Genomic DNA, 16,099 nt, shown 5'->3' on the forward strand with positions numbered 1-16,099 from the left:
CCAACCATGCGGCGCATCTGTGTCTTCTGTGGTTCCCGCACAGGCGTGCGGCCGGCCTATCGGGCGGCGGCCGAAGCCCTCGGCAAGCTCCTCGCCGAGCGCGGCATCGAGCTGGTCTACGGGGGCGGCAACGTCGGGCTGATGGGCGTGGTCGCCGATGCCTGCCTCGCCGCCGGTGGCAAGGTGGTCGGTGTCATCCCGCGGGTGCTCATGGACTGGGAAGTGGGCCACGAGGGCCTCACCCGGCTCGAAGTGGTCGACTCCATGCACACCCGCAAGGCGCGGATGGCGGAGCTCGCCGACGGCTTCATCGCCCTGCCCGGCGGGCTCGGCACCTTTGAAGAGCTGTTCGAGATACTCACCTGGGCCCAACTTGGCTTCCACAACAAGCCGGTGGCGCTGTTCAACGTGGAGGGCTACTACCTGCCCCTTGTCCAGATGATGGAGCGGGGCGTGGAAGAAGGCTTCATGAAGCAGGAAAACCGCGGCCTGCTGCTCGTCGAGGACAACCTCTTCGCGCTCCTGCGGTCGATGGCTGCGTATCACCCGCCCGCCGTGGGCAAGCGCATTCGCGACGAAAAACACCTATAACACCCCAATAACCCGAAACCCCCCGGAGAACACCCATGAAGACCCGTGCTGCCGTCGCCTGGAAAGCCGGCGCCCCGCTGACCATCGAAACCGTCGACCTCGAAGGCCCCAAGGCCGGTGAAGTGCTGGTCGAGGTCAAGGCCACCGGCATCTGCCACACCGATTACTACACGCTGTCGGGGGGCGATCCCGAAGGCCTGTTCCCGGCCATCCTCGGCCACGAAGGCGCCGGCGTCGTCGTCGATGTGGGCCCGGATGTGAAGTCGCTGAAGGCCGGCGACCACGTGATCCCGCTCTACACGCCGGAATGCCGCGAGTGCAAGTTCTGCCTGTCGCGCAAGACCAACCTGTGCCAGAAGATCCGCAGCACCCAGGGTCGCGGTCTGATGCCCGACGCCACCAGCCGCTTCAGCCTGGATGGCAAGCCGATCCTGCACTACATGGGCACCTCTACCTTCTCGAACTACATCGTGGTGCCCGAGATCGCCCTGGCGAAGATCCGTGAAGACGCGCCCTTCGACAAGGTCTGCTACATCGGCTGCGGCGTGACCACCGGCGTGGGTGCCGTGCTGTTCACCGCCAAGGTCGAGGCCGGCGCCAACGTGGTGGTGTTCGGTCTCGGCGGCATCGGCCTCAACGTGATCCAGGCCGCCAAGATGGTGGGCGCCGACAAGATCATCGGCGTGGACCTCAACCCGGCCCGCGAAGCCATGGCCCGCAAGTTCGGGATGACCCACTTCATCAACCCGAACGACGTGGAAAACGTCGTCGATCACATCGTCCAGCTCACCGACGGCGGCGCCGACTACAGCTTCGAGTGCATCGGCAACACCAAGGTGATGCGCCAGGCGCTCGAATGCACCCACAAGGGCTGGGGTCAGTCGGTGATCATCGGTGTGGCCGAGGCCGGCGCCGAGATCTCCACCCGGCCGTTCCAGCTGGTCACCGGGCGCGTCTGGAAGGGCTCGGCCTTCGGCGGCGCCCGTGGCCGCACCGACGTGCCGAAGATCGTCGACTGGTACATGGAAGGCAAGCTCAACATCGACGACCTCATCACCCACACCCTCAGCCTCGACCAGATCAACGACGGCTTCGACCTCATGAAGCGCGGCGAGTCGATCCGCTCGGTGGTCATCTACTGAAGAACGCCGCCATGCCCTTCGAAACCCTCTCCCAGCACCTCTGCTTTGGCGGCCGGCAGGGGTTTTACCGCCACCAGTCGCGGGAAATCGGGCTGGCGATGCGTTTTTCGGTCTTCGTGCCGCCCCAGGCAGCCAACGGGCCGGTGCCGGTGCTGTTCTATCTCGCCGGCCTCACCTGCACCGAGGAGACCTTCCCCATCAAGGCCGGCGCCCAGCGGCTGGCGGCCGAGCTGGGGCTGATGCTGGTCGCGCCCGACACCAGCCCCCGCGACGCGCGCATCCCCGGCGAGGCCGACGCCTGGGATTTCGGCATCGGCGCGGGCTTCTATCTCGACGCCACCCGCGAGCCCTGGGCCCGCAACTGGCGGATGGAAAGCTACATCACCGGCGAACTGCGCCAGCTCATCGGCCTGCGCTTCCCGGCCGATCTCAAGCGCTGCGGCATCTTCGGGCACTCGATGGGCGGCCACGGGGCGCTCACCCTGGCCCTGCGCCATCCGGATCTGTACCGCTCGGTGTCGGCCTTCGCGCCGATCACCGCGCCCAGCCTGTGCCCGTGGGGCGAGAAGGCCTTCAGCGGCTACCTCGGCACCGACCGGGCAGTGTGGCGCGAGCACGACGCCTGCGCGCTGGTGGAGGACGGCCGGCGCTGCCCGCCGATCCTCATCGATCAGGGCATGGCCGACCAGTTTCTGGCCACCCAGCTCAACCCGGACCGCTTCGAGTGGGTGTGCTGCGACGGCCAGCCCCTCACCCTGCGCCTGCATGAGGGCTACGACCACGGCTACTACTTCATCTCCACCTTCATGGCGGACCACCTGGCCCACCATGCGCAGTTCCTGAAAGCCTAGGCCCGCCGGATGGACATCGCCGGCCTTGATCCCGCCACCCTCGCCGATAGCGTCAAGCCGCTGCTCGACTGGCGCGACGTGCCGGTGGACCTCGCCTCGCTGGCGGCGCTGGCGGCGGGCCTCGGCTGGGCCAGCGGGCTGCGCCTCTACGCGCTGGTGTTCGTGCTCGGCGCGCTGGCGCGCTTCGCCGGCGTGCACCTGCCGGGCGGCCTCGGCGTGCTGGCCCATCCGCTGGTGCTCGGGGTGTCCGGCCTGCTGCTGCTCGTCGAGTTCTTCGCCGACAAGCTGCCCTGGCTGGATTCCCTCTGGGATGCCGCCCACACCTTCATCCGCATCCCCGCCGGCGCGGCGCTGGCCGCGGCGGTGATGGGCGACCAGGGCGGTGCGCTGCAGATTGCCATGGGCCTGCTCGGCGGCACCTTGGCGGCCGGCACCCACTTTGCCAAGGCCAGCGCCCGGGCAGCGATCAACACCTCGCCCGAGCCGGTGAGCAACGTGGTCACGTCGCTGGGCGAGGACGCGCTGTTCGCCGGCGGCATGTGGACGCTGATCCACCAGCCGCTGATCTTCCTCGGGGCGCTGGCGGTGTTCTGCGTGCTGGCGGTGGTGATGATCGTGATGCTGTGGCGTTTCGTCGCCCGCATTTTCCGGCGGCGGCCCCAGGCCACGGGCTGACAAGGCCCGGCGGTGTTTCGTCGGCTGAATTTAAAGCGCTCTCCGCCCTCCGCATAAAGACAAGCGGATAAAAAGTGCGGAAATCTCGAGGTTATGCAATTAAAATTGGCGGTGCATTGAAGCGCTGCCAAGGAAATCCGATGACTCTCCCAACCCATGTCCGCCTCGTCGAGATGGGCCCCCGCGACGGCCTGCAGAACGAAAAGCAGGTGGTCAGCACCGAAACCAAGGTCGAGCTGATCGCCCGTCTGGGCGCCGCCGGCCTGCCCGCCATCGAAGCCACGTCCTTCGTGTCGCCCAAGTGGGTGCCCCAGATGGGCGACAACGCCGAGGTGATGCGCCGCATCCAGCGCCTGCCGGGTGTGAGCTACCCGGTGCTCACGCCCAACCTGCAGGGCTTCGAGGCGGCGCTGGCGGTGGGGGCGAAGGAGGTGGCGGTGTTTGGCGCCGCGTCCGAATCCTTCAGCCGCAAGAACATCAACTGCAGCATCGCCGAATCCCTCAAGCGCTTCGAGCCGGTGATGGCCGCGGCCCAGGCGGCGGGGGTGAAGGTGCGCGGCTACGTTTCCTGCGTGCTGGGTTGCCCCTACGAGGGCGAAGTCGATCCGCAAGCGGTGGCCGACGTGGCCGCCACGCTCTACCAGATGGGCTGCTACGAGGTGAGCCTCGGCGACACCATCGGCGTGGGCACCCCGGGCAAGACGCGGCAGATGCTGGACGTGGTGGCCCGCAAGGTGCCGGTCGAAAAGCTCGCCGGCCACTACCACGACACCTACGGGCAGGCGGTGGCCAACATCTACGCGTCGCTCGAAGCAGGCGTGGCGGTGTTCGACGCGGCGGTGGCAGGCCTCGGTGGCTGCCCCTACGCGGCGGGCGCCTCGGGCAACGTGGCGACCGAAGACGTGGTGTATCTGCTGGACGGCCTCGGCATCCACACCGGCATCGACCTCGACAAGCTCGTCGATACCGCAGGCTGGATCAGCGAGCGCCTGGGCCGCCCGCCGGCATCAAAGGTGGCGCGGGCGGTGCTGGCGAAGCGGGCCAAGCCCGTATAAGCTGCAAGGTCCACGAAGACCCGCCGACAACGAGCGGCGGGCGTCGACCCCCAGAGCGCATCATGACCATCCAATCTCCCTGCACCTCCGTCTGTCGCATGAACCCGGCCACGGGCTACTGCGAAGGCTGTTTCCGCACCATCCCCGAAATCACCGACTGGGGCCGCGCCGACGACGACCGCAAGCGCGCGATCCTGGCCGAAGTGGCCAGCCGCCGGGCTGCCGCCGACCTCTTCGAGGGCGGCCTGCGCGGCGAGTGCGTGGGCAACGGGTGAGGCGGCGATGAGCGAAGAGAACCCCTGCATCGGCGTCTGCGAGATCGAGGACGGCTACTGCACCGGCTGTGGCCGCAGTGCCGACGAGATCTTCGGCGAGACCGACTCCGATCCCGCCGGCAGCGAGGCCGTGGCCGAAGCGCCACCGCTGGCCACCGGCCCGGCCGACGCCGCCGACTGAACGCGGCCATGCTGCCTCCCGGCATCCGGGTGCTGGAGCGAGGCTGGCTGTCGGCCAACAACATCCTGCTGTTCGACGACGGCGAAGCTACGCTCATCGACAGTGGCTACGTGACCCACGCCGCCCAGACCGTCGCGCTGGTCCGCGAGGCCCTCGGCCCGCGCCGGCTCGCCCGCCTGCTCAACACCCATTCCCACTCCGACCACATCGGCGGCAACGCCGCGGTGCAGCGGGCGTTCGGCTGCCGGATCTGCGTGCCCCACGGCATCGTCGACGCGGTGAAGACCTGGGACGAGGACGCGCTGCTGCTATCCACCACCGACCAGCAGGGCGAGGCCTTCCATCCCGACCACGCGTTGGTGCCCGGCGACCGGATGGTGATGGGCGGGTTCGAATGGCAGGCGCTACCGGCACCGGGGCACGACATGGACGCGCTGGTCTTTCACGCGCCGGATGTCCGCGGGCTGATCTCCGGCGACGCCCTGTGGCGCAACGGCTTCGGCATCCTGTTCGCCGACGTGATCGGCGCGGGTGGTGGCCTCGAGGCGGCGCGGGCAACCCTCGAGGCCATCGGACGGCTGCCCATCGACTGGGTGATCCCGGGCCACGGCGCGCCCTTCGTCGAGGTGGACGCGGCGCTCGCTGCGGCCTTCGCCCGGCTGCGCTACTTTGAAGAGGACGGCGCGCGGATGGCCCGCAACGCGATCCGCGCCTGTTTCACCTTCACCCTGCTGGAGCGGCGGACGATGCCCCTCGACAGCCTGCCGGATCATCTGGCCCGGGTGGCGCTGTTCCGCGACGCCAACCGGCGCTTCCTCGGACTGACGCCGGAGGCCCTCGCCGACTGGCTGGTGGCGGAGCTTTTGCGGGCCGGCGTGGTGGAAATTCGTGAAAATAAGCTCTGCGCCACATGAATTAACAGTTATGTGACTTTTTGTAGAAACGGGGGAGAGTAGCTTGTGCGAAGCTTGACCACTATTCTCATAAGAACTGCGGCATTTCGTCGCAGACGGGCCGCCCACCTTCGGGTGCGGGCCTCCCCAAAGCAGGTTTCACCATGCAACTCGTCCTGATCAGTGGTCTGTCCGGTTCCGGAAAGAGCGTCGCGCTCAACGTGATGGAGGACTGCGGCCATTACGTCGTCGACAACCTGCCGTCGGCGCTGCTGCCCCAGCTTGTCACCCATCTGCGCGGCTCCGGCTATCAGCGCATCGCCGTGGCGGTGGATGTGCGCTCCGGCGCCGGCATCGCCGCACTGCCCCAGCAGATCGAATCCCTGCGCGCCATGATTGGCGACGTGCGCTTCCTGTTCCTGGATGCGCGCGACGACACCCTCATCGCCCGCTTCTCCGAAACCCGCCGCAAGCATCCGCTGGGCGACGACGACGTGACCCTCGCCGAGGCCATTGCCCGCGAGCGGGAAGCGCTGGCGCTGATCTCCGAGCTCGGCCACCGCATCGACACCAGCGATCTCTCCGCCAACACCCTGCGCAACTGGGTGAAGAGCTTCATGCGTCTGGAAGCGGGCGACCAGATCACCCTGCTGTTCCAGTCCTTCGGCTTCAAACACGGCATCCCGATGGACGCCGACCTGGTGTTCGACGTGCGCTGCCTGCCCAACCCGCACTACGACCCGGTGCTGCGGCCCCTCACCGGGCGCGACCAGCCGGTGATCGACTTCCTCGAGCGGGTGCCCGAAGTCGGCCAGATGACCGACGACATCTACCGCTTCGTGGCCCAGTGGCTGCCCTCCTACGTAAACGACAACCGCAGCTACCTCACCGTGGCGATCGGCTGTACCGGCGGCCAGCACCGCTCGGTGTACATCGCCGAGCAGCTCGCCGAGCGTTTCCGCGAGAGCGCCCGGGTGCTCGTGCGGCATCGCTCCTTCAAGACCTGACCCGTGCCGGATCTGCCCGCCGTACGCCGCTGGCTGGCCGCCTGGGCCGTCCATCTGCGGATGGGCGACGGGCTCGTGCTGGCGGCGGCGCTGGCGTTCAGCGTCGGATCGGCCCTCGTGCTGTGGCAGGGCGGCCGGCCCGACAAGGCCATCATCAAGGCCGGCGGGCAGGTGTTCGCCGAGGTGGATCTCTCCGCCCCGCGCATCGTCGAGGTGCCCGGCCCGCTCGGCACCACGCGCATCGAGGTGCAGCCCGGCCGGGCCCGCGTGGCCAGCGATCCGGGGCCGCGCCAGTATTGCGTGCGCCAGGGCTGGCTGGCCAGCGCCGGGGCGGTGGCGATCTGCGCGCCCAATCAGGTGAGTCTCGCCCTCTCCGGGCGGCGGGCCGATTATGACTCCCTCAACTACTGAGCTCCGTCTCGTCCCCACCGCCGATGACCACCGGGTGGCGCGTCATGCGGCGGCCGCCATCGTGCTCACGGTGGCCGAGGCGGCGATCCCGCTGCCGCTGCCTGGCGTCAAGCCGGGGCTCGCCAACATCGTGACGCTGGTGGTGCTGGCCCGCTGGGGCTGGCGCGAAGCGGCCTGGGTGGCGCTGTTGCGGGTGCTGGTGGGGAGTCTGGTGCTGGGGCAGTTCCTGGCGCCGGGCTTCTTCCTGAGCCTCGCCGGCAGCCTCGCCAGCCTGGCCGTGCTGGGGGCGGCGATGCATCTGCCCAGGCGCTGGTTCGGGCCGGTGAGCCACAGCGTGCTGGCGGCCTTCGCCCACATCGGCGGCCAGCTGGTGGTGGCCCGCCTGTGGCTGGTGCCCCACGACGGGGTGTTCTATCTGGTGCCGGTGTTTGCGCTGGCGGCGACGCTCTTCGGACTGGTCAACGGCCTCGTCGCGGCCCGGCTGCTGGATGCCGAACTAGCGCCGGCGGCGCCGCGAGACGGGGCGTAGGGGAGGCTTGTCGGGCAGGCCGATGGCGGCCCGGGAGAGCCGGTCGGCGTCCGGGTTGCGGTGGCGGGGCACCCATTCCAGCCGCACCGACGTGAAGCGCGCCAGCAGGGCGAGGGTGCCGTCGATGAGGCCGACCAGCCGCGGTACTGCGGTGTGCGCCTCGCCCCGCAGGTGACGCACCGCAAAATCGCTGTCTCCCTTCACCACCAGATGTTGCGCGCCAGCGGCGAGCGCCAGCTCCAGCGCCCGGCCCAGGGCCAGCAGCTCGGCCTCGTTGTTACAACCGGTGCGCCCGCCGGGCTCCGACACATCCATCCGCTGGCCCTCGGGCCCCAGCAGCAGCGCACCAAGGCCGATCCGCCCGGGATTGGGGTGGGCGGCACCGTCGAACCAGATGAGCCACGCGTCGGCGGGCGGCGGGAGGGGAGCGGGGCGAGTCACGGCAGCGATGGAAGACCGGCAGGGGAGGGCAGGGCCGACTTTACGGCCTTCCGGTGGGTTTGTCGCGTCCGGCGGAAACACCTGGATAAATGCGATTTTTGTAAAAAATCACCAACAATCCCCTGCCGCCGTCAGGGGATCACACATCTCATGGCTAAATGGTGGACGAGATCAAGCGGGGCACGGGCGCCAGCCCGACCCCGGTGTGGGAGCCATGACCGAGACGCCCGAGAATTCCCCGCTAGCCTTGCCCTATCCCTGCGCCACGCTGGAACGGACCTGCCTGCGACGCTGGTTCGAGATGGATTTTCACGGCGCTCGGGCGGGCCTGCTCATGCTGCAGGCGGCCGGCGCCCGCGGCGTCGACCTGCTGGGCCTCGTGGATGACCCCCGGGTCGAGATCGCGCTACTGGCGTCACGGCTGGTCGATCCGGCCGGCAACGCGCCGCCCGACATCCAGGCCCTCAGCTGCGCCGCCGCCTGCGACGCCCAGCTGCGGGGCGATGCCGGCGACGAGCCCCTCGATATCCTGCGCGCCCGCCTGGCCGAGCTGATCGCCGGGGACGCAGCCCTGTCGCCCCATGCCCGTTCGGCGCTGCTGCTGCGCAAGGGGCTGCTGACCCTGATCCTCGACAGCAATGTGGACCTCGCCCGCGCTGCCTTTGCCGAAGGCGAGCGGATTGCCGTCGCGGTGGGCTCGTTGCCGCTGGAGCTGGTCCACCGCACGCTGGCCTGCTTTGTCGATTGCCTGGCCGGCGAAGTGACGCGGGCGGATGTGAGGCTCTCCGACGTCGAGCTCCTGTGCCATCTGGACGGCGCCGGTCTGCTGCCGCGGGTGCTGGTGCATAGCGCCCTCGGCCTCATCGGCCTGCTGGGCGGCGATGCGGAGCGGGCCCATGGGATCCTCTCGGCGGGCGCGGGGCTGCCCGGGGTGGAGACGCTGTCCGACGCCGTGACCCTGCCGCTGCTGGCCCACCGGACCTACGCCGCGGCCGATCTGGGCCGTTGCGACGAGGTGCGGAAGCTGGCCCAGGCGCTGGGCGCGCGAGTCATCCCGGCGCGCCAGGCGCTGCTCCAGGCCTACCGCCACCTCGCCCTCGGCGCGCTGGCCTTGCGGGACGGGCAGCCCCTGCGGGCGCTGGTGCATGGCGACGAATGCCTGTCCGGCTGCGCCCCGGACGATTGCCGGATGACCTCGACCATCGCCCGCCTGCTGCGCATCCAGGCCCTGGCCGATCTGCAGCGCGGCCCCGAAGCCCGCGCCCTGGCCGCCGTCTGGGTGCCCCGCTGGCTGCATCTGGGCCTGCGTCGGGTGGCCGCGGTGGCCCGTCAGGAGCAGGCGATGCTCGACGTGCGCGCGGGCGAATTCGACCGGGCCCGGCGGATGCTCGCCGCCGCCCGCGAGCTGGTGCCCGTCGGCGAGCGGCTGGTGCCGCTCCACCGCAACGCCGCCTGGCTGGCCGAGCTGGAAGCCGTCTTGACCCCCGCGTCCCGCGGATCGACCGAGACCGGCGCTCGGGTGAACATCCGCACCCTGGGCGAGTTTGTCGTCGAGATCGACGGCCGGCGCATCTACGACCGGGACTGGAAGGGCGTGCGCACCAAGATGCTGCTGATCGCCCTGATCTGCGCCGGCGGCCAGAAGGTGCCCGCCGAACGCCTCGCCGACATGCTGTGGCCGGATTCGGAAGGCGCCCAGGCCATGCAGAACCTGAAGGTCGCCCTCCACCGCCTGCGCCGCCTCGGGCGCCGCGAAGGCGAGCCGCCGCTGAACTGGGTGCATGTGAAGCACGGCTTCGTCAGCCTGCCAAGCAGCCTGTGTTCGGTCGATGCCTGCGAACTGCTTGGCCGTCTGGTCAGCGCCGGCGGGCGGCAGGACCGCGTGGCCGAGGCCGTCCGGCTTTACGCGGGCGAGTTCCTCCCCGGTGAGACCGCCGCTCCGTGGGTCGTCGGCTACCGGCAGCATCTGCGCGAGATGCTGGAGCGGGCCAAGGGTGCGCTGACGGTGTAACCGTTCTGGAACCTCGCCGCATGTAGCCTGAACGCAGTGTCGCTCCGCTTGGCAGGCGGGCGTCGAACCGATGTCAGGTCACTGCATTCAAGGGAGGTGTCAGATGAGATACGGACCGCATTTGCGCTTGCTTCGCATGGCGTTCGGGGGCGCGACGATGGTGATCGGTACGGCAGCCCATGCCTTGCCGGTGCTCGCCGATGGGCAGTTCTACGGATCGGCGTCGCTGTTCAACCAGTCGGGCTGGTCCTACACCGGCACGTTGCCGTCGTCCGTCAGCGCCGGGTTCCGGGCGGAAAACGTGGACAACGTGTGCATCCCCTTCCTCGGTTGTACCGATGGCGACAAACAGTACGCCAGCGGCAGCCGCACGATGAGCTCGACCGCCGGTCCATCGCCATCCTATTCGCTCACCTTCCGCGGTGAATTCGAAACCGAGAACCAGGAAGCCTGGGAAGTCAGCCTGCTCGACCAGAGCAAGGGCGTCCTGCAGACCGACGTGGACCGCATCAACTTCGTCAATCCCGGCGCCGGTGTGACCAACGAGCACCCGATCCCGGCGGGCTGGCAGAGCCTGACCGGCTACGCCAACCCGGCCGGTAGCTACGCCCAGTTCGACAAGTCGTATGCCCTCACCCGCAGCTACCTGCTGCCCGGCGAGGCCGGCTGCCCGCTCACGGTGGGGGCTGCTGGTACCAGGACTGGCGTGTGCAGCTACGTCGGGGCCTATTTCAAGGGTGGAGCGGATCTCAGCGCCACGCTTCAGGGTTACGGGTCCATCGAGAACACCTACGCCGGCTCCCAGTCGGTGACGGTGGCCGCGAAGGCCGACCGGATCACCACCTTGCTGGTGAATGGCAGTTCGGTGGCCACGGGGTCGGTGAATGGATCGGCGGCGTCGTTCTCGCTGGAAGAGGAGCGCGTCAAGTCGGTGGATTTCAGCTTCAGTGGCAGCTTTGCCAGCAAGACGATTTCCGTCGGCGCAAACGTTACCTGGGATGGCCGTGGGGAGACATCGACACTCGACGCCTCCTACGTCTCGCCAGTCCGCATGGACGACTACGCCTTTGTGGGCAAGGCAGACAGCTACACGGTGCAGTTGCGGGATACGCCTTCCCTGTCGGCCGGCCTGACCGGCACCGACTTCTACAAGGCCAGCGTGCTGGCGTCCACCGGCCTGAGCGCCATCGACTCGAGCCTGCTGCCGGTCTATCAGCCGGTTGCCGGAGGGAATCTGTCGGTGAGAAGCGTCGGTCTGCTGCGCAACAACCTCAAGCGCCTGCTGCGGGTGCCCTTGGGCGGCTTCGACACCGGCATCCTCGATTTCATGCAGATCGTGGTCACCAACGACGGCAGCCTGGATCTCACCCTCGACGGCATCGACTTCTCGCTGCTGGACGAGGATCTCGAACCCCTCTTCCCGGATGACGTGCTGGCGGCATTCACCCGCGGCTACAGCTTTGTCATCCACCCTGACGAGATGCTGGTGTTCACGGTGCCCATCGACGTGACGGCCGCGAGCCTCAACGCTGCGGACGACTTCGTTGAGGGCGCATTTCTCGAACTGGCCGGTGCGGGGACGCTCGCCTACCACGACGTCAATGGCGCGCGGACGGTGGCGTTTGACCTGAAGATTCCCGAGCCGGCAAGCGGTGCGCTCGTGGCGCTGGGTGTGTCGGGCCTGCTGGGGATGGCTCGCCGCAGGCGCTGACCTACCCGGGCCGCAAGACGACAACGGCGCCTTGGGGCGCCGTTGCTGTTTGGGGATTACAGGGGCAGTTGCAGCTTGCCGCCCTTGATCGGCGGGCACCAGAAATAGGCGCCGGATAGCGGCCGGGTGAAGCGGAACAAGGCGTCGACGATGCCGTCGTCTAGCCCGACCATGCGGCGCATCTGGGCTTCGAAGGCATCCAGGCTGTGGCCGAAGGCGACGAACATCAGGCCTGCGGCGCTGGCGTCGGCCCAGGGCATGGAGCGGCGTACCACAAAGGCTTCGGGGTCGAAGCTTTCCTGAGCGGTGCGCTTCACGTGGGCCGATTCGGGGGCGTCGTCGAGTTCTTCGTTGTCGGACCTGCGGCGGCCGATGCAGTGGTCGCGCTCTTCGGGCTGCATGGCCTCGAAGCGGTTGAAGTTGTGCTCCCAGCGCTGCACCGCAACGAGGCTGGAGCCATCCGCGGCGATGGCGGCGGCGACGGCTTCTTCACCTTCCGGGTTTTCGGTGCCGTCCTCGTAGCCGCTGAGGTCGCGGCCGCTGCCGTGCTTGAAGCCGTCCCAGGTTTCGACGAGGCGGAAGGCCGGGGCCATGGCCTGCTCGATGCGGCGGCCGCGCAGCAGCAGTTCGCCTCGGTCGTTACCGCGCAGCCACAGCCACAGGGCGGCGGGCGTGGATGGAATGCTCACGCCGGGGCCGGCCAGGGGCGGGAAGGGGCGCAGGCCCGGGACGCTGCGGCCGATGGCCGACAGGGGCGCTTCGCCGATGCCGGCGACGGTGGCGTCGCCATCGACGAGCTCTACCAGGGCCTTGAGGCCGGCGGCGACGTCGGTGTCGGGCTCAAGGGCGAAGACGAGATAGCGGGAGAGGGGCGGCAGCGGCTGAAGGATGCCGGGTTGCGGGGTGGGCATGGCAGGCTCCGGAACGTATGCAGGGGGCGGCGGGGATGAGTGTTCAATCCCCGCCGGGCCATCAGCCGGCGGCGCCGTCGGCCCGGGCGAGCCGGTAGAGGGCGACGCTGGCGAGGAAGTTGGGCTCGTCGACGATCACCTTGTCCTCGTCGAAGGCCAGCCGCTCGCGGATCACGATGCCTTCCTGTTCGCACAGGGCGTCGAAATCGGCGATGGTGAAGAAGCGCACGTTGGGCGTGTCGTACCACTGGTAGGGCAGGTTCTTCGACACCGGCATGCGGCCGTTGAGGATGGACTGGCGGTGGCGCCAGTAGGCGAAGTTGGGGAAGCTGACGACGGCCTCATGGCCGACCCGCAGCATTTCCTTGAGGATGCCCTGGGTGTTGCGCATGGCCTGCAGCGAGAGGCTCATGATGACGTGGTCGAAGAAGCCGTAGTCGAAGCCGGCGAGGCCCTGTTCCATGTCGATCTGGATCACGTTGACGCCGTTGCGGGCGCAGGCCAGCAGGCGCGCCGGGTCGTTCTCGACGCCGTAGCCGCGCACCTGGCGCACGTCGCCAAGATAGCGCAGCAGGCTGCCGTCGCCGCAGCCCAGGTCGAGGACGCGCTCGCCGGGTTCGATCCAGTTGGCGATCACGTCGTAGTCGAAGCGGTGGAAGCTCATCGTGCCGCCCTCACAGTTGGATGTTGTCGATGTAGGCCTTCAGCACGGCGTGGTACTGGGGCTCATCGAGGAGGAAGGAGTCGTGGCCGGCGGCGCAGTCGATCTCGGCGTAGCTCACGCGGCGGTCGCTGTGCATCAGGGCGTAGACGATCTCGCGGCTGCGGGACGGGGCGAAACGCCAGTCGGTGGTGAAGGACACCACCAGGTAGTCGGCCTTGGCGCGCTCGAGGGCAGCCACCAGATCACCGTTGTAGTCGAAGGCCGGGTCGTAGTAATCCAGCGCCTTGGTGGTGAGCAGGTAGGTGTTGGCGTCGAAGTAACCGGCGAACTTGTCGCCCTGGTAGCGCAGGTAGGACTCGATCTCGAATTCCACGTCGTAGCTGAACACCGGCTTGTCGTGGCGCAGCGCCCGGCCGAATTTCTGGCCCATGGCGTCGTCCGACAGATAGGTGATGTGGCCGATCATCCGCGCCAGCGCGAGGCCGCGGGTGGGCACCACGCCGTGCTCGTAGTAGTGGCCGGCGTGGAAATCCGGATCCTTCAAAATCGCCTGGCGGGCGACTTCGTTGAAGGCGATGTTCTGGGCGGTGAGCTTGGGCGCCGAGGCGATCACCAGCGCGTGGGCGACGCGGTCGGGGTATTGCAGCGTCCACGACAGGGCCTGCATGCCGCCGAGGCTGCCGCCGACCACCGCCGCAAAGCGCTCGATGCCGAGGCGATCCGCCAGGCGGGCCTGGGCATCGACCCAGTCTTCGACGGTGACGAAGGGGAAGTCGGCGCCCCACGGCTTGCCGGTGGCCGGGTTGGTGCTGTTGGGGCCCGAGCTGCCGTAACAGCCGCCCAGGTTGTTCACCCCGATCACGAAGAAACGGTTGGTGTCGAGGGGTTTGCCGGGGCCGACCAGGTTGTCCCACCAGCCGACGCTGCCGTCGGCGTACTGTCCGGCCACGTGGTGGGAGCCGGACAGGGCGTGGCACACCAGCACCGCGTTGCTGCGGGCGGCGTTGAGGGTGCCGTAGGTTTCATAGACGAGGTCGTACTGGGGCAGCACGCCGCCGCTCTTGAGCGGCAGGGGCTCGGTGAAGTGCGCTGTCTGGGGTACGACCAGACCAACCGATTGTGCAACGGATTGAGCTTCTTGCATTCGTGTTTCGTCCCAAAAACGAAAAACCCAGCCGGCGAACGGTCGCGGACTGGGCTGCCGTCGCTTTAGCCGTACTTTTAAAGCGCCCGCAAGCTGAAGGGTTCAAATCGGCGCTGAGAACCAAGATTAGCGCGATGGCCGGGGGCAAGTCAAACCCCGGGCCTGTGCGCGGCCTAGAGCTTCTCGACTGCCTCGCGGACCCGGTCCGGGTCGTCCAGCTTGAGCAGGCGCTGGACCTTGGGTGTGAGGTCGGCGGCGTCGGCGCGCAGGATGGCCTGCTTCACCTCGAGGATCTGCGCCGGGTGCATCGAGAACTGGCGCAGGCCCATGCCGATCAGGAGGCGCGCGCAGTCCGGGTCGCCGGCCATCTCGCCGCACACCGAGACATCCACCCCGGCCTTGGCGCCGGCCTGGATGGTCTGGTGGATGAGCCGCAGCACGGCCGGGTGGAGCGGGTTGTAGAGGTGCGCGACGGCCTCGTTGCCCCGGTCGATGGCGAGGGTGTACTGGATCAGGTCGTTGGTGCCGATCGACAGGAACTGCAGGCGCTTGGTGAAGGCGCCCAGGCACAGGGCGGCGGCGGGTACTTCGATCATGCCGCCCACCGGCACCGATTCGTCGAACTTGATCTTGCGTTCGCGCAGCTGGGCCTTGGCCTTGTCGAGGAGGATCAGGGTCTGGTCGATCTCGTGGCTGCTGGCGAGCATCGGGATGAGGATCTTCATCCGGCCAAAGTGACTGGCCCTGAGCAGCGCCCGCAGTTGGGTGAGGAACATCTTGGGCTCGGCCAGGCAGTAGCGGATCGCCCGCAGGCCGAGGGCCGGGTTGTCCTCCTGGCGGGTGGCGCCTTCGAGTTCCTTGTCGGCGCCCACGTCGAGGGTGCGCACAGTGACCGGCTTGCCGGCCATTGTCTTGACCACCGACTTGTAGGCTTCGAACTGCTCGTCCTCGTCGGGCCACGAGTCGCGGCTCATGAAGAGGAACTCGGTGCGGAACAGGCCCACGCCGTCGGCCTCGACACCCTTGGCCTGGATGGCGTCGGGGGGGAGTTCGATGTTGGCGAGGATCTGCACCTCTTCACCGTCGAGGGTGGCGGCGCGGGTGGATTTGAGGCGCTTGAGCTTGGAGCGTTCGAGCTCGACCGCGGCCTTGCGCAGGCGGTATTCCTCGAGCACCCGCTCGTCGGGATCGACGATGACGACGCCGCGGATGCCGTCGATGATGATGAGCTCGTCGTCCTTCACCACGTGGCGGATGTGGCGCAGGGCCACCACCGCGGGGATCGACAGGCTGCGGGCGACGATGGCGGTGTGGCCGGTGGGGCCGCCCACATCGGTGATGAAGCCGGCGACGGCGTGATCCTTGAAGCCGATGGTGTCGGTGGGCGACAGGTCGTGGGCGACGACGATGGTGCCGAGGCCGTCCTTGCGCTTGGGCGGCAGGTGGCCCGGGTGGCCCAGCAGCACCTTCACGACCCGCTCGACCACCTGCACCACATCGGCCTTGCGCTCGCGCAGGTAGGCGTCCTCGATGGCCTCGAACTGTTCGACCAGCAGCTCCATCTGCTGCACCAGCGCCCATTCGGCGTTGGCGCGGCGGGTGAGGAT

General features: G+C 68.4%; 18 protein-coding genes. 13 read left to right on the top strand and 5 right to left on the bottom strand.

The window, feature by feature from the left end:
• The first annotated feature begins 6 nt into the window (after positions 1-6).
• The 11 genes from Q0672_RS13565 (at position 7) to Q0672_RS13615 (ending at position 7,610) form a co-directional block, all read left to right on the top strand.
• On the top strand, positions 7-591 hold the full coding sequence (locus Q0672_RS13565) for a TIGR00730 family Rossman fold protein (RefSeq protein ID WP_298622993.1): 585 nt from the start codon (positions 7-9) through the stop codon (positions 589-591).
• A gap of 35 nt (positions 592-626) precedes the next feature.
• Positions 627-1,733, top strand: a complete 1,107-nt coding sequence (locus Q0672_RS13570; protein ID WP_298622994.1) for an S-(hydroxymethyl)glutathione dehydrogenase/class III alcohol dehydrogenase — start codon at positions 627-629, stop codon at positions 1,731-1,733.
• An 11-nt stretch (positions 1,734-1,744) separates the two neighbouring features.
• The gene (fghA, locus tag Q0672_RS13575) at positions 1,745-2,584 is read left to right on the top strand and encodes an S-formylglutathione hydrolase (RefSeq protein WP_153160767.1); all 840 of its coding nucleotides are present in this window, start codon (positions 1,745-1,747) and stop codon (positions 2,582-2,584) included.
• A 9-nt stretch (positions 2,585-2,593) separates the two neighbouring features.
• The gene (locus tag Q0672_RS13580) at positions 2,594-3,259 is read left to right on the top strand and encodes a DUF4126 domain-containing protein (RefSeq protein WP_298622995.1); all 666 of its coding nucleotides are present in this window, start codon (positions 2,594-2,596) and stop codon (positions 3,257-3,259) included.
• A 140-nt stretch (positions 3,260-3,399) separates the two neighbouring features.
• A complete protein-coding gene (locus Q0672_RS13585) occupies positions 3,400-4,314 on the top strand; it encodes a hydroxymethylglutaryl-CoA lyase (RefSeq protein ID WP_298622997.1) in 915 nt (304 codons plus the stop codon).
• A 62-nt stretch (positions 4,315-4,376) separates the two neighbouring features.
• Positions 4,377-4,589, top strand: a complete 213-nt coding sequence (locus tag Q0672_RS13590; RefSeq protein WP_298622998.1) for a DUF1289 domain-containing protein — start codon at positions 4,377-4,379, stop codon at positions 4,587-4,589.
• Positions 4,590-4,596: 7 nt separating this feature from the next.
• Entirely contained in the window at positions 4,597-4,770 is a 174-nt protein-coding gene (locus tag Q0672_RS13595) for a DUF1289 domain-containing protein (protein WP_298622999.1), read from the top strand.
• 8 nt (positions 4,771-4,778) lie between these two features.
• Positions 4,779-5,684: an MBL fold metallo-hydrolase gene (locus Q0672_RS13600; RefSeq protein ID WP_298623000.1), complete on the top strand. Its 906-nt coding sequence runs from the start codon at positions 4,779-4,781 to the stop codon at positions 5,682-5,684.
• Between the two features lie 143 nt (positions 5,685-5,827).
• Positions 5,828-6,670, top strand: a complete 843-nt coding sequence (gene rapZ / locus Q0672_RS13605) for an RNase adapter RapZ (protein ID WP_153160762.1) — start codon at positions 5,828-5,830, stop codon at positions 6,668-6,670.
• 60 nt (positions 6,671-6,730) lie between these two features.
• Positions 6,731-7,081, top strand: coding sequence for a NusG domain II-containing protein (locus tag Q0672_RS13610; RefSeq protein WP_298623008.1), 351 nt, complete (start codon positions 6,731-6,733; stop codon positions 7,079-7,081).
• Complete coding sequence (locus Q0672_RS13615) at positions 7,062-7,610, top strand: Gx transporter family protein (RefSeq protein ID WP_298623001.1); 549 nt, start codon at positions 7,062-7,064, stop codon at positions 7,608-7,610. Before Q0672_RS13610 ends, Q0672_RS13615 begins: the two co-directional genes overlap by 20 nt.
• Here the strand turns inward: Q0672_RS13615 and Q0672_RS13620 are convergent.
• On the bottom strand, positions 7,578-8,051 hold the full coding sequence (locus tag Q0672_RS13620; RefSeq protein ID WP_228111804.1) for a ribonuclease HI family protein: 474 nt from the start codon (positions 8,049-8,051) through the stop codon (positions 7,578-7,580). The genes Q0672_RS13615 and Q0672_RS13620 overlap by 33 nt on opposite strands.
• Positions 8,052-8,265: 214 nt before the next feature.
• On the opposite strand from Q0672_RS13620, the gene Q0672_RS13625 reads away from it, so the two are divergent.
• Both Q0672_RS13625 and Q0672_RS13630 read left to right on the top strand, forming a co-directional pair.
• Positions 8,266-10,062, top strand: coding sequence for a hypothetical protein (locus Q0672_RS13625; RefSeq protein WP_298623002.1), 1,797 nt, complete (start codon positions 8,266-8,268; stop codon positions 10,060-10,062).
• A 136-nt stretch (positions 10,063-10,198) separates the two neighbouring features.
• Positions 10,199-11,773, top strand: a complete 1,575-nt coding sequence (locus Q0672_RS13630) for a PEP-CTERM sorting domain-containing protein (RefSeq protein WP_298623003.1) — start codon at positions 10,199-10,201, stop codon at positions 11,771-11,773.
• A 56-nt stretch (positions 11,774-11,829) separates the two neighbouring features.
• Here Q0672_RS13630 and Q0672_RS13635 read toward each other — a convergent pair whose 3' ends face one another.
• From Q0672_RS13635 to ptsP, 4 genes are all read right to left on the bottom strand, one after another.
• Positions 11,830-12,684, bottom strand: coding sequence for a Dyp-type peroxidase (locus Q0672_RS13635; protein ID WP_298623004.1), 855 nt, complete (start codon positions 12,682-12,684; stop codon positions 11,830-11,832).
• 61 nt (positions 12,685-12,745) lie between these two features.
• The gene (metW, locus tag Q0672_RS13640; protein WP_298623005.1) at positions 12,746-13,348 is read right to left on the bottom strand and encodes a methionine biosynthesis protein MetW; all 603 of its coding nucleotides are present in this window, start codon (positions 13,346-13,348) and stop codon (positions 12,746-12,748) included.
• 10 nt (positions 13,349-13,358) lie between these two features.
• Positions 13,359-14,492, bottom strand: a complete 1,134-nt coding sequence (locus Q0672_RS13645; RefSeq protein WP_298623006.1) for a homoserine O-acetyltransferase — start codon at positions 14,490-14,492, stop codon at positions 13,359-13,361.
• Between the two features lie 173 nt (positions 14,493-14,665).
• A partial coding sequence (gene ptsP, locus Q0672_RS13650; protein WP_298623007.1) for a phosphoenolpyruvate--protein phosphotransferase occupies positions 14,666-16,099 on the bottom strand: 1,434 nt, incomplete at its 5' end.

Source organism: uncultured Zoogloea sp. (assembly GCF_937894855.1).
Taxonomy (GTDB): Bacteria; Pseudomonadota; Gammaproteobacteria; order Burkholderiales; family Rhodocyclaceae; genus Zoogloea; species Zoogloea oryzae.